This window comes from Chryseobacterium gleum (assembly GCF_900636535.1).
GTDB classification, from domain to species: Bacteria; Bacteroidota; Bacteroidia; order Flavobacteriales; family Weeksellaceae; genus Chryseobacterium; species Chryseobacterium gleum.
The window spans coordinates 1762621-1781337 of sequence record NZ_LR134289.1 but is presented as its reverse complement, the minus strand read 5'-3'; the positions used below and the strand labels follow the sequence as shown (position 1 = coordinate 1781337).

Annotated in this window: 19 protein-coding genes; 16 read left to right on the top strand and 3 right to left on the bottom strand. The window is 37.2% G+C overall.

Annotated elements, in window-relative coordinates; all coding sequences use genetic code 11:
* Positions 1-3 precede the first annotated feature (3 nt).
* The 9 genes from EL165_RS08265 (at position 4) to EL165_RS08225 (ending at position 7455) form a co-directional block, all read left to right on the top strand.
* The gene (locus EL165_RS08265) at positions 4-1008 is read left to right on the top strand and encodes a bestrophin family protein (protein WP_002977945.1); all 1005 of its coding nucleotides are present in this window, start codon (positions 4-6) and stop codon (positions 1006-1008) included.
* Positions 1009-1129: 121 nt separating this feature from the next.
* Positions 1130-2743, top strand: a complete 1614-nt coding sequence (locus EL165_RS08260; RefSeq protein ID WP_002977946.1) for a Na+/H+ antiporter — start codon at positions 1130-1132, stop codon at positions 2741-2743.
* Positions 2744-2958: 215 nt separating this feature from the next.
* Positions 2959-3384 carry an SRPBCC family protein gene (locus tag EL165_RS08255; protein ID WP_002977947.1) on the top strand — a complete coding sequence of 142 codons (426 nt, stop codon included), beginning with the start codon at positions 2959-2961 and terminating at the stop codon, positions 3382-3384.
* Between the two features lie 3 nt (positions 3385-3387).
* Entirely contained in the window at positions 3388-3894 is a 507-nt protein-coding gene (locus tag EL165_RS08250) for a GNAT family N-acetyltransferase (protein ID WP_002977948.1), read from the top strand.
* Positions 3891-4274 (top strand): VOC family protein, encoded by a 384-nt coding sequence (locus EL165_RS08245; RefSeq protein ID WP_002977949.1) that lies wholly within the window; start codon positions 3891-3893, stop codon positions 4272-4274. The genes EL165_RS08250 and EL165_RS08245 overlap by 4 nt, the downstream gene beginning before the upstream one ends.
* Positions 4275-4309: 35 nt before the next feature.
* Complete coding sequence (locus tag EL165_RS08240; protein ID WP_002977950.1) at positions 4310-5332, top strand: glutaminyl-peptide cyclotransferase; 1023 nt, start codon at positions 4310-4312, stop codon at positions 5330-5332.
* A gap of 91 nt (positions 5333-5423) precedes the next feature.
* Positions 5424-6374 (top strand): hypothetical protein, encoded by a 951-nt coding sequence (locus EL165_RS08235; RefSeq protein WP_041461426.1) that lies wholly within the window; start codon positions 5424-5426, stop codon positions 6372-6374.
* Positions 6375-6401: 27 nt separating this feature from the next.
* Positions 6402-7016, top strand: a complete 615-nt coding sequence (locus EL165_RS08230; protein ID WP_002977952.1) for a deoxynucleoside kinase — start codon at positions 6402-6404, stop codon at positions 7014-7016.
* 88 nt (positions 7017-7104) lie between these two features.
* Complete coding sequence (locus tag EL165_RS08225) at positions 7105-7455, top strand: ArsC/Spx/MgsR family protein (protein WP_002977953.1); 351 nt, start codon at positions 7105-7107, stop codon at positions 7453-7455.
* A 46-nt stretch (positions 7456-7501) separates the two neighbouring features.
* Here EL165_RS08225 and EL165_RS08220 read toward each other — a convergent pair whose 3' ends face one another.
* The 3 genes from EL165_RS08220 to EL165_RS08210 all read right to left on the bottom strand — a co-directional run bounded on the left by EL165_RS08220 (position 7502) and on the right by EL165_RS08210 (position 9061).
* The gene (locus EL165_RS08220; RefSeq protein ID WP_002977954.1) at positions 7502-7978 is read right to left on the bottom strand and encodes a hypothetical protein; all 477 of its coding nucleotides are present in this window, start codon (positions 7976-7978) and stop codon (positions 7502-7504) included.
* Positions 7979-8043: 65 nt separating this feature from the next.
* Positions 8044-8349: a DUF493 family protein gene (locus EL165_RS08215; protein WP_002977955.1), complete on the bottom strand. Its 306-nt coding sequence runs from the start codon at positions 8347-8349 to the stop codon at positions 8044-8046.
* 40 nt (positions 8350-8389) lie between these two features.
* A complete protein-coding gene (locus EL165_RS08210; protein ID WP_002977956.1) occupies positions 8390-9061 on the bottom strand; it encodes a DUF4197 family protein in 672 nt (223 codons plus the stop codon).
* 359 nt (positions 9062-9420) lie between these two features.
* Here EL165_RS08210 and EL165_RS08205 point away from each other — a divergent pair, with 359 nt between their 5' ends.
* The 7 genes from EL165_RS08205 (at position 9421) to bglX (ending at position 18695) form a co-directional block, all read left to right on the top strand.
* The gene (locus EL165_RS08205) at positions 9421-12249 is read left to right on the top strand and encodes a SusC/RagA family TonB-linked outer membrane protein (RefSeq protein ID WP_002977957.1); all 2829 of its coding nucleotides are present in this window, start codon (positions 9421-9423) and stop codon (positions 12247-12249) included.
* Between the two features lie 11 nt (positions 12250-12260).
* Positions 12261-13685, top strand: coding sequence for a RagB/SusD family nutrient uptake outer membrane protein (locus tag EL165_RS08200; protein WP_002977958.1), 1425 nt, complete (start codon positions 12261-12263; stop codon positions 13683-13685).
* Positions 13686-13761: 76 nt separating this feature from the next.
* A complete protein-coding gene (locus EL165_RS08195; RefSeq protein WP_002977959.1) occupies positions 13762-15153 on the top strand; it encodes a glucoamylase family protein in 1392 nt (463 codons plus the stop codon).
* Between the two features lie 75 nt (positions 15154-15228).
* Positions 15229-15822 (top strand): carboxylesterase family protein, encoded by a 594-nt coding sequence (locus EL165_RS08190; protein WP_232529175.1) that lies wholly within the window; start codon positions 15229-15231, stop codon positions 15820-15822.
* Positions 15762-15935, top strand: coding sequence for a hypothetical protein (locus tag EL165_RS26275; protein WP_232529174.1), 174 nt, complete (start codon positions 15762-15764; stop codon positions 15933-15935). The genes EL165_RS08190 and EL165_RS26275 overlap by 61 nt, the downstream gene beginning before the upstream one ends.
* Positions 15935-16321 carry a hypothetical protein gene (locus EL165_RS08185; RefSeq protein WP_002977961.1) on the top strand — a complete coding sequence of 129 codons (387 nt, stop codon included), beginning with the start codon at positions 15935-15937 and terminating at the stop codon, positions 16319-16321. Before EL165_RS26275 ends, EL165_RS08185 begins: the two co-directional genes overlap by 1 nt.
* A gap of 46 nt (positions 16322-16367) precedes the next feature.
* Positions 16368-18695, top strand: coding sequence for a beta-glucosidase BglX (gene bglX, locus EL165_RS08180; protein WP_002977962.1), 2328 nt, complete (start codon positions 16368-16370; stop codon positions 18693-18695).
* The last annotated feature ends 22 nt before the right edge of the window (positions 18696-18717 follow it).

The window sequence follows — 18717 nt, the reverse complement described above, 5'->3', positions numbered from 1 at the left end:
CTTATGCATTCAGGAAAAAGATTTGGAGCCCGGGAGTTCATTATCTGGACCAGACGGAGTATTTACGCTCTGATTATATTATCTGCAATCCCTACAGTTCTGTACTTTTTGGGTTGGACGTTTCTCTCCGTTCCATGGCAGCCGATTGCCATTATGGGAACAGCGGTTGCCTTTATCGTTGGATTTAAAAACAATGCCAGCTACAGCAGGCTCTGGGAAGCTAGACAAATTTACGGAGCCATTATTAATGACAGCCGTAGCTTTGGGTATATCCTGAGAGATGCGCTGCTTTCTAAAGATCCGGGCAAGGTCAAAGAAATGTTTCTTCGTCATTATGCATGGCTTACCGCATTGCGATTCCAGCTTCGTGAATCCAGAGCATGGGAAAATATGGGTACAGATCAGTTTGATGAATATGCTAAAAAGTATGATATTCCGGAAAGACTCTCCAGGCTGGATGAGGAACTGAAAAAATACCTTTCTGAGCCTGAACTTCAGTATATTTTAAGCAAAAAGAACAGGGCTACACAATTGGTGGCCAGCCAGAGCAAAGCTTTGTCAGAAGCTTATGAAAAAGGGGAAATCAATGATTTTCAATGGACTCAGATTAATCAGCAACTGGTAAAATTTACCGATAATCAGGGAAAAGCTGAAAGAATAAAGAACTTTCCATATCCCAGAAATTTCTCTTCCATCACCACTTATCTTTTGCTTTTATTCATTGTTTTTGTGCCTTTCGGTTTACTAAAAGAATTTGATAAACTGGGTGACGGAACTATGGTAGAAGGATGGACGTTATGGTTTAATATTCCGTTCTCTTTGCTCGTGACATGGTGTTTTCATACCCTGGACAGTGTGGGAGAAGCGTCAGTTAATCCCTTTGAAGGAAGTCCCAATGATGTTCCTATCACTCAGATCAGCCGTACCATCGAAATCGATATGCGGGATATGCTGGATGAATCTGATCTTCCGGCAGCCATCACACCAAAGAATAATATTGTGCTTTAATTTTTTTCGGTTGTTAAGAAAAAGTCTAAACTTCGGATTAAATTAAACCTATAAGATTCGGATAATAAATATTGATAGATATCCCAAAATAAAAAATAACACTTAAAAAAACTAACTTAAAATGATTCACAGCTATGTTATAATATCCATTGCAGTACTGCTGTCTGTGATGATATTGGTAATGATCGGCCAGAAATTAAAAGTCGCTTACCCTATTTTTCTTGTCATTGCAGGATTGCTGATAAGCTTTGTGCCGGGAATGCCGCGTATTGAAATAGAACCTGATCTTGTTTTCCTGATCTTCCTGCCGCCTATTTTGTTTGAAGCAGCCTGGTTTACCTCATGGCAGGATTTTCATAAATGGAGAAAACAGATATTTTCGATGGCTTTCGGATTGGTATTTTTAACCTCAATAGTGGTCGCTTATCTTTCGTCTTCCATCATTCCGGGGCTTACCGTAGCCATGGGATTCCTTCTGGGAGGAGTGAATTCACCGCCGGATGCTGTTGCCGCAACTTCGGTTCTTAAGCATATGAAGATTCCAAAGAAAATCACCAATATTCTGGAAGGAGAGAGTCTTATCAATGATGCATCCAGTTTAATTGTTTTTAAATTTGCTTTGGCAGCCGTTATTTCCGGACAGTTTATCTGGAGAGATGCTGTTCAGGATTTCTTTACGATGGCGATCGGAGGAATTGCAGTGGGAGTGGCGGTAGGTTTCCTGTTTGGGGCATTACTAAAAGTTATCCCAACCAATTCCAATATTGATACCATTATTACCCTTATTGTACCTTATATTATGTATGTGGGAGCAGAGCATTTCCATTTTTCAGGAGTGCTTTCTGTAGTTGCAGGAGGATTACTGATGTCTTATAACTCGCACTGTTATTTAAGCCATACCTCAAGGATTCAGTCTGGTAACGTATGGAGTGTATTGATATTTCTGATGAATACAATTATCTTTATTTTGATTGGCCTTGAGCTTCCTATTGTAGTGGAAGGAATGAAAGAGTATACTATTTCTGAAGGTATTTTCTATAGTGTAGTCATTGGAGGCGCAATTATCGGAACAAGAATTCTGTACAGTTATGCACTGATGTACTTTCCAAGAATCTGCTCCAAAGAATTAAGATTAAAAGTTCCTAAACCGGATTGGCGGGAACCGTTCATTATCAGTTTTGCTGCAATGAGGGGAGTGGTTTCACTGGCAGCAGCTCTGTCAATTCCTGCTTTTCTGCCAAACGGAGAGGCATTCCCGCACAGAAATATTATTCTATTTGTAACTTTCGTTATTATATTGATTACCCTCGTAGGACAGGGATTATTGCTAAGCCCGATTTTAAAGCTATTGAATATTCAGGATGCCGGAAGTGAATTGCCGGAAGAAAAGCAGGAAGTTATTCTTATGCGTAAGCTGAAGGAAACAGCATTACACAAACTGGACAATGACTTTTCTGAATTAACGGTAACCAACAGCCTGGTACGTCACCAGAAGCATAAGCTGGAAAATGAAATGATGCTGATGGCAGACAAAGCCCAATGCATGGCTTCCACGGGAGATTATGTATCGGCAATCAATGAAAATAAAGATGTCTTACGGCAGATCATCCAGGCACAGAGAAACGAACTGCACCGGATGAAAAGAGAAAAGATATTTGATGATCATGTGATGAGAAGTATTGAAATGCAGCTGGATTTTGATGAAGCCAAGATTACCGGCTTTTCACATGGGTAAAAGATAAACCACAAAAGCCAAAAAGAATATAGACTGGAATAAGCTCGAATGGTGAAGAGGTTACAAAATGAAAATCCCTGGATTTTCAAGACTTAAGGAGACTTTTCAAGAGTAGAAGCTTACACTTTAAAACAGCTTAATTATTTAAAAACTTTTGTGACTTTTGTGGTTGAATATTACAAAATGTGTACATTTAAACATATTAAATTGGTAATATGAGCACACCCATCACAGTTCAGTATACAATAAATGCTCCGGTTGAAAAAGTCTGGAAAGCATTAACCGATAAAAATGAAATGAAATCCTGGTATTTTGATATCCAGGATTTTGTTTTGGAAGCAGGTAGGAAATTCAACTTCTTTGAGCCTGGAGGAGCCAATAAATATCATCATCAGGGTGAGATTTTAGAGGTGATTCCCAATCATAAATTAAAGCATTCCTGGGCTTATCCCGATTTTTCAGAGCAGAAAACAGTGGTAACATGGGAGCTGCAGCCTGATAACGGCCAGACACTTGTAAAGCTGACCCATGAAGATATTGAAAACTTTAAAGACTTAGGAGAAGGTTTTGCAAGAGAAAATTTTACAGAAGGCTGGAATACGATTTTGGGACAGAGCTTAAAAGAATATTTAGAAAAATAAAAAATGGCCACATTACACCCTTTTACGATAGAGGATGCTCCTCTTCTTATTTCAAAGATAAAAGACGAAAGAATGCTTCTTCAGTTTGCCGGACCTGCTTATCGTTTTCCCCTTACAGCAGAACAGCTGCAAAAGGATTTGTCTGATGAAAACAGAACTCTTTTCAAAATTACAGATCAGAGCGGACAAATAATCGGACATGCCCAGATATTTTTAAAAGAGAAGACATTTCTATTGGGAAGAATTCTGATCTGGGATGAGAACAACAGAGGAAAAGGGTATGGCAAAAAAGTAATGCACGAACTTCTGAGATATGGCTTCAGCCATTTTGATAGGGAAACAGCAGAACTCAATGTCTACGACTGGAATACCGGCGCTATTGAATGTTACCGGAAAGTAGGCTTTACTTTTGATCCGGATGTTAAAAATGAGGCAAAGATTGATCATGAAACATGGATTTCCCTGAATATGAAAATCCATAAAAATACTTTTGAATTACAGGAATCATGACACAGTTTACCGCACTAAGACCTGTTTTATGGACAGAAAATCTTGACGAAACCATAGGGTTCTATATGCGTGTCCTCGGATTTACGCTTATGGGTAGAAATGATGACTGGCAATGGGCATCTCTCCGTAAAGATGAAATATACATTATGCTGTCTCAACCCAATCAGCATGAAGCTGTTTCTTCAATCGGTTTTTCCGGCTCGTTCTATTTCAATGTCAATAATGTAAATGATCTTTGGGAAGACCTCAAAACAAAAACCAAAATCTGCTACGAGATTGAAACGTTTGAATGGGGAATGAGGGAATTTGCGATCTATGATAACAACGGGTATATATTACAATTTGGTGAAGCAGCAGATAATATTGGCAATACGGAATAAAATTTGCTATTTTTGGAGAAATATTTAGAAATTCAATGAAAAAAAATATAATAGCGGGTTTCGCAGCGATTTTATTATTGGCGTCTTGTAATAAGGATAAGGAGATTCTTAATACATTAAACACTTATAATACTTCAATGGAAGCGAAGGGATACCATTTCGGAGATAAGCTTGAGCTTCCGAAAGAGGTAACAGAAAATGCAGAAAGCGTAACCATCAGCTTTGGAGATAAAGAAACAACAAACCTTACCATTGATCCTAAGTTTTTCACATTAGGTGATAATGCTGTAACGTTCAATATTAAAACAAAAGGAGGCGAAGTCCTGAATCAGGATGCCACCATTAATGTATTTGCAAAAAATCCTGAAAAAAATATTCCTTATCAGATTGTAGCGGAATATCCTCATGATCCTAAGAACTTTGTACAGGGATTCCAGATTGAAGGAAATACCATCTATGAAAGTGACGGGCAGAACGGATCTTCCCAAATTTTAAAGTACACGTTAGGAACAACAACTCCGCTTGCTTCCACAAAACAGGCACAGGAAGATTTTTCTGAAGGAAGTACTATTGTGGGGGATAAAGTATATCAGCTGACATGGCAGAGTAAAAAAGGATATATCTATGATAAAAGTTCTTTAAAACTGCTTTCTGAATTTGCTTATCCAAATGTGTTGGGTGAAGGCTGGGGGTTGACATACGATGGGAAAAACCTTATTGCTTCTGATGGGAGTAAACTTTTATATTTCCTTGATGCTAATGACCCTTCCAAACTAATCAAGTATATTGCTGTGGCCGGAAGCTCGCAGGCATATGATCAGTTGAACGAACTGGAATATCACAACGGCTTTATCTATGCAAATGTCTGGCAGAAGCCCATTATTTTGAAAATCAATCCGGCAAACGGAGAAGTGGTGGGAACTTTTGATTTCACAGAGATCGCAAAACAGAATACCAAAGGAAGTGATGATGTCCTGAACGGAATTGCTTTCAAAGGAGATAATATGCTGGTGACCGGTAAGAATTGGCCAAAGATTTACGAAGTTGTTATTAAATAAGAAAGTTTAGTAATAATTTTCATTTGAATAAAATAAAGTATGTAAATTGGTAGCGTTCCTAAGGGAACGCTATCTTTAGTAAAAAAGAATTTTGAGATTACTATATCTGATATTGATTTTCCTTTTCTGTACGGCTTCGGCGCAGAATATTCTTCCTTTGGATACTTTGAAATTAAAGGAAGCAAAGGATCTGCTTGCCGATGACTATGGAAATCTGTACATCTATAAAAACAAAGATTTCAGTTTTACCAAATATGATTCTTTAGGAAAACAGATCGGAAAAATGATGCTTACCGTTCCATACAAAGTGCAGACCGTACAAAACCCACTGAATGTGCCTTTGTTTTCTGAAAATGCCCAGGAAATGAAATTTGTGGACCAGAATATGAATGAGATTCAACGGTTGGATTTTAAACAGAAATTCGGGTTCATCAGAATGGCTTATGCCGAAGATCTGCAGCAGCTGTGGCTTCTGGATGACAGTACAAAACGTTTGATACAGTACAATTTCAGGAATGACACCACCATTAATTCTTATCCTTTTGATATCAGCTTTGAAGATCTGATGGATATGCTGGTCTATGAAAATAAGGTCTATATTTTAACGAGAAAGCATATCCGGATTTACAGCCTTAAGTTTGAAAAACTTTTCGAAGCCCCTTTGGAAAACGGAAAACGCTTTAGAAGAGAGAATGATCTTATCATGGTTGTCGCCGGTAATTTCATCTCACAATACGTTCCTGAAAAAGGAATGACGACTATCTTCGAAGACCCGGATGCACAAATTGTGGATAAAAACATACTCTCTTATTTTGCAATCAAAGGGAACAAACTCTATCTTTACAGCCTTGAAAAAGTAAAGAAAGCCAAACAGCAAAAACAGCTGGAAGCTCAGCCGGAATCTCTGCAGCAGCCTACGGAAAAACCTGTAGAGAAGACAGATGGAAATGCGGCAGAGAAGCCTTCAGACAATACCTTACAGAAATTGATTGAAGAAACTTCCGAAGTTCAGACTGAGGCTATCGAAAAACTTATCAATTAATCAGTAAATACAAGGAAAAAGAATATTATGCATATTGCAGTTACAGGAAACATCGGAGCAGGAAAAACAACTTTGACAACGATGCTTTCCAAGCATTACGGATGGGATGCACAATTTGAAGATGTAGATCATAATCCTTATCTGGAAGATTTTTATTCAGATATGAGCAAGTGGAGTTTTGCATTGCAGGTGTATTTCCTGGGAAGCAGATTCCGTCAGGTGAAAGAGATCAGAGAAAGTGGTAAAAACATTATTCAGGACCGTACGATCTATGAAGATGCCCATATTTTTGCTGAAAACCTGAATGATATGAATCTTCTTTCAGACAGGGACTTCAACAACTATTCATCGGTTTTTGACCTCATGAAGTCTTTTGTATCAGCTCCGGATCTTTTGATCTATTTAAAGTCAGATGTTCCCAACCTGGTTAAAAAAATCTACAAAAGAGGACGTGAATATGAAGCGTCTATCAGTATTGAATACCTTTCAAAACTGAATCAGAAATATGAAAAATGGATTTCCAATTATACAGAAGGAAAACTTCTTATTGTTGAGGTGGATGATCTTGATTTTGTTGAAAAACCGGAAGATTTCGGATTCATTCTGGAGAAAATTGAGGCAGAACTGCACGGGTTGTTTTAACATATTTTTATCAGTACATTAAGAGAGAGTCAGTGTAATTCTTTTTAAATTTGTTTGGATCAAGTCAATTTTTTTGAATAATTATATCATGGTAGTTAAAGTTTTACATAACGGAAACTGTTCAAAGTCAAATGCTGTATTAGAGTATCTTGATGAAAACGGAGTACCTTTCGAGATCATTAATATTATTGAAGATCCTTTAAGTGTGCTTGAAATTAAAACAGTACTGAAAAAGCTTAATCAAAGTGTTTTTCATATCATCCGTAAAACAGATAAGCTGTATATTGAAAATTATGCTGATAAAAATTATTCGGAAGAAGAATGGATAAAGATTCTTTCTGAAAATCCATCTCTGATACAGAGGCCCATTCTGGTAAAAGGTTCAGTAGCAATGCTGGGAAGGCCTATTGAAAATGTAAAGTTCTTTATAGAAAAATAAGTCAATTTAATAAATAGAAAAATCCGTTCTTTTAAAGAGCGGATTTTTATTTATTGGGATCTATTCTCTTAGGCCCGTTTATCGCATTATATAAAGCTTCTAACTCTTTTGGAGGGTGTCCGGAATCAAAGTCTGAGGAAGTATATTCTTTTCCATCAGAAGTAATGATAATAGATGTTATCATTGCCTGATCGGAATGTCTGCCTGTAGTAGGAGATTTCAGTTCTGCTATCTTAGGTAAGTCAATAGCTGCAGCCAGTTGGGAAAAAGTTTTCCATTCCGCAGGAGCTATCTTGGTATTAGTAATCTCTTCGTTGATATTGGATTCTTTTGAAGAAGGAGTAACGATAATGCTTTTGCTGAACCCTCTTGTTCTTTCTACTAATTGAATCCTTTCAATCTTTTGCTGTTGCACGGTAGTGGTGATATTTGATGTATTGTTTTCGCTGTTGTTTCTGTGAATGCAGCTTGTTGCGGATGTTCCTAAAATAACAGTAAATAGGATCAGTTGGATATTCATCATATTTTGTTTTTATGCTTTAAGTAATAAAAAACCGCTTCATTACTACAATGAAACGGTCTTGTTTTTTACAATAGAATAACGCCTTCTATTTTTGCTACTTCTTTATAAATATTCACAACCTGATTAGCATCCAGAACAAATGCATTAATGTTGCAGGCTGTGTATTTTCCATTTTTGCTTTCGCGGTTTCCCAGTGTAAATTTAATGCCATCAAAAACTCTGTAAATTTCAGTAAGTTTTGCCTGGTCAGTAGGAATGATAAATTTAAATAAATAATCCTCCGGAAAATCATGATGATCCTCCAGCTTCTCCCTCAAAGACTTATAAAAATCCTCAGGGCTTGCGTGTTGATTTCCTTGTAATATATCCATCTGCAATTGTTAATATAATATAAATATAACGAAAATTTCCCTATTTTCCAAATGGCCCAAGCAGCGATTGGGAGTTTTGGTGCTCATAATCTTCGATGATATTGAATAGTCCGTTTACCAGTTGTTCAGAAGCGAGCTTACTCAATCCTCCTGAATTCACCGTGTTATTATTTCCGCCTAAAAGACTGCCCAGAAGATTACTTCCTGATAATGCTGTATTGATGGTTTTTACAACTCCATACTCATTCAGTTTTTCATGTACTTTAGGGGCAATGGCTGCAATAAGCTGCTGGGATGTTTTTTCTTTCAGAATCTGAGTAGCGGTAGTACCCTGCATAATTCTCGTTACATCCTGCGCGTTCAGACTGTTTACAGCATCCTGCAAAATAGGTTTTGAAGTTGTAACAGTATATGCTGCTGCCTGAGCAATATAATCTCTTTCTTTGGCTACCAGGGAAGGGGCAATCTTCTCCAGTGTAGCATTAATGTCTCTCAATTCTTTAGGAAGAGCTTTATCTACCATATTGTTCTGCAGAAATGCTTCTTTATTACTGTAGATTCCCATTCCTTTATCAATACCATTGAGCAGAATTCTTTTAATAATGGAAAGCCCCATATCGGATGTAGCCAGTGTTGTGCATGATTGAACACTGGTGGTAATAACAGCACCGGTCCCGATAATTAGAGCGGCTGCAATGATATATTTTTTCATTATCTTTTTATTATCTATTTCTAAATGCTTTTGTCAAAAAGCGCACCAAAGGTAATTACTATTCTCTATTTAACAAAATATTAAATTGAGTGCATATTTTGGTGAATATTGTGTCAAAAATGTTAAATTGTCCTTTAGAGATATGATGAATAAAGGATACTAATTTTAAATATAAAATTATAAAATTTAAGTATTTGTCTTTTTTTGTTTAATAAAACAGGTCAATTTTTAAATGTTTAAGATAATTTAACAGAGTTCGATATTTTTTATATTTTTGGCTAATGTCTTTTTTTGAGATTTTAAATAACTCCACTTAGACAGGTACGAAATTGAATTTATTTGAATAAAATTGAAACTATATGAAACAAAGTAATTTAAAGTATTCATGTCTCATTGCTGCTTTATACTTCGGTATGAACGTCAATGCTCAGACTACTCCAAAAGACACTGCAGCCAAAGAGCAGAAGATTGAGGAAGTAGTTTTGATAGGATATGGATCTCAGAAAAAAGAAAACGTTACCGGAAGCATCGGAATGGTTTCTGCAAAAGATCTTGCTGATAAACCGAATGCTAACCCAATAAGCTCAATCCAAGGAAGACTTGCGGGAGTTAATATTACAAACACAGGTACTCCGGGAGGTTCTCCAAGAGTAGACATCAGAGGAGTTGGCTCGTTAACAGGGAATACCGTTTTTATTGTAGACGGTATGATTACAACTGATATTTCTTATCTTAATTCTCAGGATATTGAATCCATGAGTGTTTTGAAAGACCCTTCGAGTTTGGCAATTTTTGGAGCTCAGGCAGCAAATGGTGCAATTATTATAAAAACCAAAACTGGAAAAGGAAAACCTGTTTTTAATCTAAATTCATATTTAGGATTCAAAACAGTAACTAATATTCCTAAAATGGTTAATTCTGATCAGTATATTGAGTTATACAACGAAAAGTTACTGAATGATAATAATGGAAACCCTGCAGGATCAATCTCCAGAGCTGACTTTCCCGCAGATACTGACTGGTTCAAAGAAATTTTCCGTACAAGTATCATTAATGCTAATGATTTTTCTGCAACGGGAAGTATAGGAAAACTGAATTACTATGGAAGCATAGGATATCTTCAGGATGAAGGTAATCTTGCAGCAGGCCACGGAATTAACTCAGGAAGTGGGTTTAACAGATTTAATACAAAACTAAATCTTAGCTACAAAATTACGGATAATATTACCATCGGAGATAACTTCAGTTTTTCAAAAATGCGTACTGATGTGGCCCAAAACCCTCTTTTAGATGCGTATAATGCACCTCCGATATTTTCAGTAATGAACCCTGCTACAGGCAATTATCAGTTTTTTAATGGCTATTCCATACCAAATCCCAGAGCTAAACTGGATTTGTATCGTTCTCAGGTAAGACAAGAGAGGTTGCTTAATAATATATGGGGAGAATTGAAATTTTTAAAGGATTTCACATTCAGAATCAGCTATTCTACGGATAATTATAATCCTAGCCAATATGAATATACACCAACGCTTACCTATGTTCCTGTTTCTAGTCAGGTGAAATCTACATTGATTACAAGGAATTTTAGAAATAGTAATTATGTCTGGGATAATACAATCAATTGGAAAAAGAAATTAGGTGATCATAATTTTGATGTGCTTGCAGGTTTTTCAAGAACAAGAACTACCTTATCACAAGATTATTGGTCTGCAAGAAGCGTTAATTATGATGGAACCAATGGCTCTTTGAATATTGCCAATGGAACAGACATTGTTCATGTGGAGGGTGTAGATAGGGATGATGCCGTTGTTACTGGTGTTTTCCAGGATCAGCAAAGAATTGAATCATTTTTTGGAAGATTAAATTATGATTATAAAGGAAAATACTTATTAAATGCATCTATACGTAGAGATGCCAGTTCACAGATTAGCGTAGATAGATCAAGAACTTTTCCTGCAATTAGTGTGGGTTGGGTAATATCTAAGGAAGACTTTATGAGTGGACAGAATGTCTTTAATTTATTAAAACTAAGAGCAAGTTATGGTGAATTAGGAAATTCGAATGTTCAGAGAAAATTTAATGCAAATACAACTATTATTGGTGGAGGTGCATATTTTGGCAACACGGGTTATCCTGCTCAGACAATTGATAAGTTTGTTGATCCAAATATTGGTTGGGAAACTACAACAGGAAAGGATATAGGATTGGAGATGGCCTTGTTTAATAATAAGCTGAAAATAGATGCTGCCTATTATGATAAAGATTCCAAAGATGTGGTTTATGCTATAACTCAGGGAACTGTATCCGGTGCCAGCAACTGGAAAGACTTTTATACCAATGCTTATTCTTTCAATAATAAAGGTTTTGAATTATCTGTAAATTATAATACTAAAATCAATGATAATATCAATTTTGGTATTTATGGGAACTTCACCTCACTTAAAAATGAAATTACATCAGTTTACGGAGGTTCATACCTGGAAACGGGAGCCAGCTTATTTGGAAACTCTATTGTAAGGCTACAGGCTGGACAGGCTGTTGGTGCTTATTATGGGTATCAGGTAGCGGGTGTTTTCCAGACTGATGCGGAAGCAGCTGCATCCGGGCAAAGTGGTGCAAAAGCCGGATGGTTTAAATTTGTAGACCAGGATGGAAACGGTGTTATTGATTCAAGAGATAAAACGTATTTAGGAAACCCGATTCCAAAAGGAACCTATGGATTTGGAGTTAATCTAAATGTTTATTCATTTGATTTCGCTATTGATTTCCAGGGAGTATTTGGTAACAAAATATATAATTATAACAGAGAACAGCGTTACGGAAACGAGACCTGGGATCTAGATATGTATAATAACAGATGGCATGGAGCAGGTACATCTAATACCAATTCAATGATTACCTCTAACCAATCTATTATTTTACCAAATAGTTTTTATGTAGAGGATGGAAGCTATATCAGGATTAGAAATATTCAGGTTGGATATAACTTACCAAGAGAATTTGCAAAGGCTCTTTCCATTACAAAACTTAGATTGTATGTAAGTGCACAGAATCCTTGGACTAGTTTCAAATATCATGGTTTTTCACCGGAGATAACGAATACGGATAGAGTACAAATGGGTATAGATAATAATATTTATCCAATTTCTGCAATTTATACGGTAGGAATGAATTTAACATTTTAATTAAAAAGATCATGAAAAAAATATTTTTAACACTTTCTATACTTTCCTTAATTGTAAGTTGTAATAATGACTTTGTAGATATCAAGGATGAAGGACAAACAGATGTAAGCAACTTCTTCACAACGCAGGAGGATGCTATGCAGGCAACAAGTGCTATTTATAGCTTTTTAAGAAGCTGGGAAAATTCTGGTTTTCCTGCACAATATGTATTTGGAGTAACTGGAGATGATGTAGAAAAGGGATCAAATCCGGGAGATGCATCATTCATTAATGCATATGATAACTTCACATTTACAGTAAGTGATGAAGGAGTAAGAGGTTATTGGATTGGGCAATGGCAAGCTGTTAACAGAGCAAACCAGGTTATTACAAATGTTCCGAAAATAGATATGGATGCCACTCTTAAAAATAGACTGATAGCTGAAGCCAGAATGTTAAGAGCCTATTTTTATTTTAACTTAGTAAGAATTTATGGAGGCGTTCCTATATTTGATGGATTACCAGCTGATGGAAATTATATAAAACCGAGAAATTCTGCAGCAGAGGTTTATAACTTTATTGTTTCTGATCTTACTGCCGCCGCTGCTGTCTTACCTCAAAGTTATCCTGCTGCAGATCTGGGAAGAGTTACAAAAGGCGGAGCCTTAGGATTACTTTCAAAAGTATATTTATATATGAAAGATTATCAAAAGGCCTATGAGACTTCTAATCAGGTCATTTCGATGGGATATTCATTAGACCCTGATTTTAACCATTTATTCAGACCTGCAGGTGAGTTTGGTCCAGAGTCTGTTTTTGAGGTTAACTGTGATTGTTCTGCAGCATATGGAGGAAGTCAATATGCGGAGGTCCAAGGTGTGAGGAATCAATTCGGATGGGGTTTTTTCACCCCAACCCAGGAATTGGAAAATGCATTTGAGCCAGGAGATATCAGAAAAGAACTAACTATCCTAAGAGAGGGTGAAACAACTCTTGAAGGAGATTTGATTCACAAAGGAGATCCTCAGGCAGGTAATATGTGGAACCAGAAAGTTTATGTACCATCATCTTTGAACAATAAAGCATGTGGATACGGTTCTATTCAGAATATAAGAATTTTAAGATTTGCTGATATCCTTTTAATCAATGCAGAAGCTGCCAATGAATTAGGGAATACTTCTGCAGCAATAACTAATCTTAATAAAGTAAGAACAAGAGCCCATCTTGCCAATACTACAGCATCTACTCAAACTGCTCTTAGAATGGCTATTTGGCAGGAAAGAAGAGTTGAGTTGGCTATGGAAAATGATAGATTCCCAGATTTAGTAAGAACAGGACAGGCAGCTACTTATTTAGGACCTAAAGGATTCAAGACTGGTAAAAATGAGCTTTTCCCGATTCCTTTGGACGCAATGAATCAAAGTAACGGAGTCTTTGTTCAAAACCCCGGCTATTAAATTTAATCAATAAACTTTAGAGGAGAATGAAAGTTCTCCTCTTCTTTTAGTTAGAAACCCTATAAAAAGAGATCTCATGAAAAGGAACGTATTATCAATGGCTATTACCTCTTTATTCTTTGTGTATTCCTGTAAAAATGCTCCCGTTGTCCAACAGGAAGCTGGAAAACCTGAAGCTGTAAAAAACAATATCACAGATGAACAACTGATGGACAGAGTACAGAAAGATGCTTTAAAGTACTTCTGGGACTACGCAGAACCTAACTCGATGCTGGGAAGAGAGCGTTACCATGAAGACAATATTTATCCGGATAACGATAAGCACGTAATCACTACAGGAGGCTCAGGATTTGGGTTGGCAACTATTCTGGTAGGAGTGGAAAGAGGATTTGTTCCAAGAAAAGAGGCTGTGAAAAGGCTTACTCACATCATGGATTTCCTGGCTAAAGCAGACCGTCACAAAGGGGCATGGTCTCATTGGATCAATGGGGAAACCGGGAAAACAGTTCCTTTCGGGAAAAAAGATAATGGTGGTGATCTTGTGGAAACAGCTTTCCTTACTTCAGGAATACTGATGGTCCGTGAATATTTTAAAAACGGAAACGCAGAAGAAAAAGCCCTTGCAGCAAAATGTGACGAGCTGTGGAAAGGAATCCAATGGAACTGGTATACCAAAGGAGGACAGAAAGTTCTTTACTGGCACTGGTCACCGGATTACCAATGGGAAATGAACTTTCCTCTTGAAGGATATAATGAATGTCTGATCACGTATATCTTAGCAGCATCTTCACCTACCTATTCCATTGATGCTGAAACCTATTATAAAGGATGGACCAGAAACGGAACTTACCTTACAGATAAAACAAAATACGGGTTACCCCTGTATGTAAAACATAATTATGCCGAAGAATATGGCGGTCCGCTTTTCTGGGCACAATATTCATATATTGGGCTTGATCCGACAGGATTATCTGATAAGCTCGTGAAAAATTACTTTGAAGTCAATAAAAATCAAACCCTTATCGACTATAAATACTGCGTTGAAAATCCAAAACAGTGGAAAGACTACGGGCCCAACTATTGGGGACTTACAGCCGGTTACACAAGAAATGAGGACGGAAGCACTGGATATACGGCGCACATGCCAGGCAATGATAACGGAGTGATAACACCTACGGCGGCATTGAGCAGTTTCCCATATACCCCAAAAGAATCAATGACTTTCCTGAGATTCATTTATACTCAAAAACCTGAATTCATTGGATCTGCGGGACCTTATGATGCCACTTCTATCCATTACAACAATTGGTTTACCCCAAGATATCTGGCTATTGATCAGGGAACCATAGCCCCAATGATCGAAAATTACAGATCAGGATTCCTTTGGAAACTGTTTATGAATGCTCCTGAAATTCAGCAGGGATTGAAAAAATTAAGCTTCCAGTCAGCCAAATATGGGATAAAGTAAACTCAATAGAAACGGGCTTTAGCCCGTTTAAAAATAAAAAATTCAAATCCATGGTTTTAGCCAAAATCTGATAATATGAAATTAAAACTGAAACACCTCCCGCTTTTACTGCTGCCGCTTTCATTACAGGTGAATGCGCAGGAAATAAAAACGGAATTCAATAAAGAAATTAAAAGACAGGATAAAATGTCCTATATTCTGGATTACCCGCAGAATGTAAAAGGAAATGTACCGTTAATGGTCTTTTTACACGGTTCAGGAGAGCGTGGGACTAATCTTGATCTGGTAAAAGCACACAGTCCGTTTACCTACAAAAATCTGATCAAAGAACCGGTCGCTATTCTTGCTCCCCAATGTCCGGAAGGAATGTGGTGGGATACGGTTACGGTTTATAACCTGATCAAAGAAATTCAGAAAAAATATAAAATAGATGCTTCCCGTATCTACCTTACCGGACTTTCAATGGGAGGATGGGGAACTTTGAAGCTGGCCATGGAGCACCCTGAAATGTTTGCAGCAGTAGCTTCTGTCTGTGCTCCTACAGATCAGGTGATGACCGCCAATATTCATAGGTTTAAAGATTTGAATCTGAAAATATTTCATGGGGAATGGATGATATTGTACTTCCTGCCAACGCTTTTAATTTTTATCAGAAGCTGCACCCTGTAAATCCAACGGCAGAATTGGTGATCTTCCCGAATGATAACCATAATTCATGGGATTCAACCTATTCAGATGCTGCATTGTATGAATGGATGCTTTCGAAAAAGAAAAATAAGTAATGGAATTAATTTTTATCGGATTAGATAAACCTGATGATGATATTCTTCTGAATGAACAAAAATTTCTCGAAAAATATACTACAGAAAAGCTATTGTTTGAGAATAAATATATCAATGATTGGAATTTTTTTAATTTATTAAATTTTATTTTTCAAACAGAAGTAAAACTAGAGAATATCAAAGAATCCGGAAGCAGAAAATTGATTAATTTATCACAATATAAAGGGCAGCATCTTCATCCGGATCTGCTTGAAAACAAATATTTTGAATGGCTGAATATTTCCCGGAATGATAATACAATGAATGAATATGGAAGTTTAATCTGTGTATTGGGATATTTAGAATCAAATAAAAAAAAGAACGAATTGTACTTGATTGTAGAATAGTTCAGAGATTAAAATAAAAATAGAATTAATTTAAGAAGATAGATTTATGAAAAAGTTAATTGTAATCGCCACTTTAGCATTGGCTCCCGTAATTTCCGCGCAGGAAATGGTAACGAAGCCTGTTCAGTCTTATCAGACGGCACAGTATCAGGCCAAAAAGAAAGCTTTTGTAGACAATCTTTTATCTAAAATGACATTGGATGAAAAGATCGGTCAGATGAATCTGCCGACTTCCGGAGATTTCACTACAGGCCAGGCGCAAAGCTCTGATATCGGGAAGAAAGTAGAGCAGGGATTAGTAGGAGGATTATTCAATATAAAAGGAGCAGATAAGATCAAAGCTGTTCAGAAAGTAGCTGTGGAAAAGAGCCGTCTTAAGATCCCTATGATCTTTGGAATGGATGTTATTCACGGGTATGAAACCACTTTTCCCATTCCTTTAGGTTTGGCGGCTTCATGGGATATGAATCTTATCCAACAGTCTGCAAGAGTAGCTGCAAGAGAAGCTGCTTCTGACGGAATCAACTGGACATTCTCTCCAATGGTAGATATCTCCAGAGAACCAAGATGGGGAAGAGTATCGGAAGGTTCCGGTGAAGATCCTTACCTTGGAAGTGAAATTTCCAAAAATATGGTATATGGATATCAGGGGAAAGATCTGGCAAACGGGAGTAATATCTTAGCTTGTGTAAAGCATTTTGCATTATACGGTGCCGGAGAAGCGGGAAGAGATTACAATACTGTTGATATGAGCCATGTGAGAATGTTCAATGAATATTTTCCTCCTTACAAAGCCGCTGTAGATGCAGGGGTTGCTTCGGTAATGGCTTCTTTCAATGAAGTGGATGGAGTACCGGCGACAGGAAACAGATGGCTTCAGACAGAAGTATTGAGAAATCAATGGAAATTTAAAGGATTCGTAGTAACAGATTACACCGGTATCAATGAAATGGTAGAACATGGTATGGGCGATCTTCAGCAGGTATCTGCTTTGGCTTTAAAAGCCGGCGTTGATATGGATATGGTGGGAGAAGGGTTTTTAACAACATTAAAAAAATCCCTTGCAGAAGGAAAAGTTACACAAGCTGAAATTGATATGGCGGCAAGAAGAATTCTTGAAGCAAAATATGACCTTGGCTTATTTGATAATCCATATAAGCACGGCGATGCAAAACTGGCGGCAAAGGAAGTCTATAATATGGAAAATCGTAATATAGCGAGAAGCACCGCTGCTCAATCCATGGTTTTGCTGAAAAACGATAACCAGGTATTGCCTTTGAAAAAATCAGGAACAGTTGCCGTAATCGGACCATTGGTGAATAACTCAATGAATATGGCCGGAACATGGAGTGTTGCTACAAAACATGCTTCTTCAGTTTCTTTAATGCAGGGATTACAATCAAACTACGGAAAAGAAGTTAAGTTTTTATCAGCAAAAGGAGCCAATATAGATTATGATGCTAAATTAGAAGAAATCTATGCTGCGCACGGTAAAAAAACAGACAGAGACAACCGTTCCAAAGAAGAGCTATTAAAAGAAGCTGTTGAGGTGGCAAACAAAGCTGACGTTATTGTTCTGGCAATCGGAGAATCTGCTGAAATGAGCGGGGAATCTTCTTCAAGAACAGAAATCACCATTCCTCAGTCTCAGGTTGACTTACTCAACGAATTAAAGAAGACGGGAAAACCAATCGCAATGGTTCTTTTCACAGGTCGTCCTTTAGCTTTAACCAATGTCAAAGACACTCCGGATGCTATTCTGAACGCTTGGTTTGCAGGATCTGAAGCAGGAAATGCAATTGCAGATGTTCTGTTCGGAAAAGTAAATCCTTCCGGAAAACTTCCGATGACTTTCCCAAGAAGCCTTGGACAGGTTCCTATCTACTATAACGCTAAGAATACAGGCCGCCCGTTAAGTCAGGATAAAGTGGACAAATGTACCTATGAAAGATTCCGTTCAAACTATATGGATGAATGTAATACACCTTTATATGCCTTTGGATACGGTTTGAGCTATACGAAATTCAACTATTCCGATATGACAGTTTCCAATACCAGCCCGAAAGGAAATCAGACTGTACAGGCATCTGTTACAGTAACCAATGCAGGAAACTATGACGGTGCTGAAGTCGTTCAGCTGTACATCAGAGATATGGTGGGAAGCATTACCAGACCGGTAAAAGAATTAAAAGGCTTTCAGAAAGTATTTCTTAAAAAAGGAGAATCTAAAAAAGTGACTTTCGATATTACTCCTGAAAATCTTAAGTTCTATAACGGAGAATTGAAGTATGACTGGGAACCAGGCGAATTCGACATCATGATCGGAACAAGTTCTGATCATGTTCAGCACTCAAAAATTAACTGGAGCAAATAATATAAAAAAGTTACTCACAGAA

Coding starts and splice junctions, on each gene's coding strand:
- EL165_RS08265 (WP_002977945.1), top strand. CDS start 4: ATGCATTCAGGAAAAAGATTTGGAGCCCGGGAGTTCATTATCTGGACC.
- EL165_RS08260 (WP_002977946.1), top strand. CDS start 1,130: ATGATTCACAGCTATGTTATAATATCCATTGCAGTACTGCTGTCTGTG.
- EL165_RS08255 (WP_002977947.1), top strand. CDS start 2,959: ATGAGCACACCCATCACAGTTCAGTATACAATAAATGCTCCGGTTGAA.
- EL165_RS08250 (WP_002977948.1), top strand. CDS start 3,388: ATGGCCACATTACACCCTTTTACGATAGAGGATGCTCCTCTTCTTATT.
- EL165_RS08245 (WP_002977949.1), top strand. CDS start 3,891: ATGACACAGTTTACCGCACTAAGACCTGTTTTATGGACAGAAAATCTT.
- EL165_RS08240 (WP_002977950.1), top strand. CDS start 4,310: ATGAAAAAAAATATAATAGCGGGTTTCGCAGCGATTTTATTATTGGCG.
- EL165_RS08230 (WP_002977952.1), top strand. CDS start 6,402: ATGCATATTGCAGTTACAGGAAACATCGGAGCAGGAAAAACAACTTTG.
- EL165_RS08225 (WP_002977953.1), top strand. CDS start 7,105: ATGGTAGTTAAAGTTTTACATAACGGAAACTGTTCAAAGTCAAATGCT.
- EL165_RS08220 (WP_002977954.1), bottom strand. CDS start 7,978: ATGATGAATATCCAACTGATCCTATTTACTGTTATTTTAGGAACATCC.
- EL165_RS08215 (WP_002977955.1), bottom strand. CDS start 8,349: ATGGATATATTACAAGGAAATCAACACGCAAGCCCTGAGGATTTTTAT.
- EL165_RS08210 (WP_002977956.1), bottom strand. CDS start 9,061: ATGAAAAAATATATCATTGCAGCCGCTCTAATTATCGGGACCGGTGCT.
- EL165_RS08205 (WP_002977957.1), top strand. CDS start 9,421: ATGAAACAAAGTAATTTAAAGTATTCATGTCTCATTGCTGCTTTATAC.
- EL165_RS08200 (WP_002977958.1), top strand. CDS start 12,261: ATGAAAAAAATATTTTTAACACTTTCTATACTTTCCTTAATTGTAAGT.
- EL165_RS08195 (WP_002977959.1), top strand. CDS start 13,762: ATGAAAAGGAACGTATTATCAATGGCTATTACCTCTTTATTCTTTGTG.
- EL165_RS08190 (WP_232529175.1), top strand. CDS start 15,229: ATGAAATTAAAACTGAAACACCTCCCGCTTTTACTGCTGCCGCTTTCA.
- EL165_RS26275 (WP_232529174.1), top strand. CDS start 15,762: ATGGATGATATTGTACTTCCTGCCAACGCTTTTAATTTTTATCAGAAG.
- EL165_RS08185 (WP_002977961.1), top strand. CDS start 15,935: ATGGAATTAATTTTTATCGGATTAGATAAACCTGATGATGATATTCTT.
- bglX (WP_002977962.1), top strand. CDS start 16,368: ATGAAAAAGTTAATTGTAATCGCCACTTTAGCATTGGCTCCCGTAATT.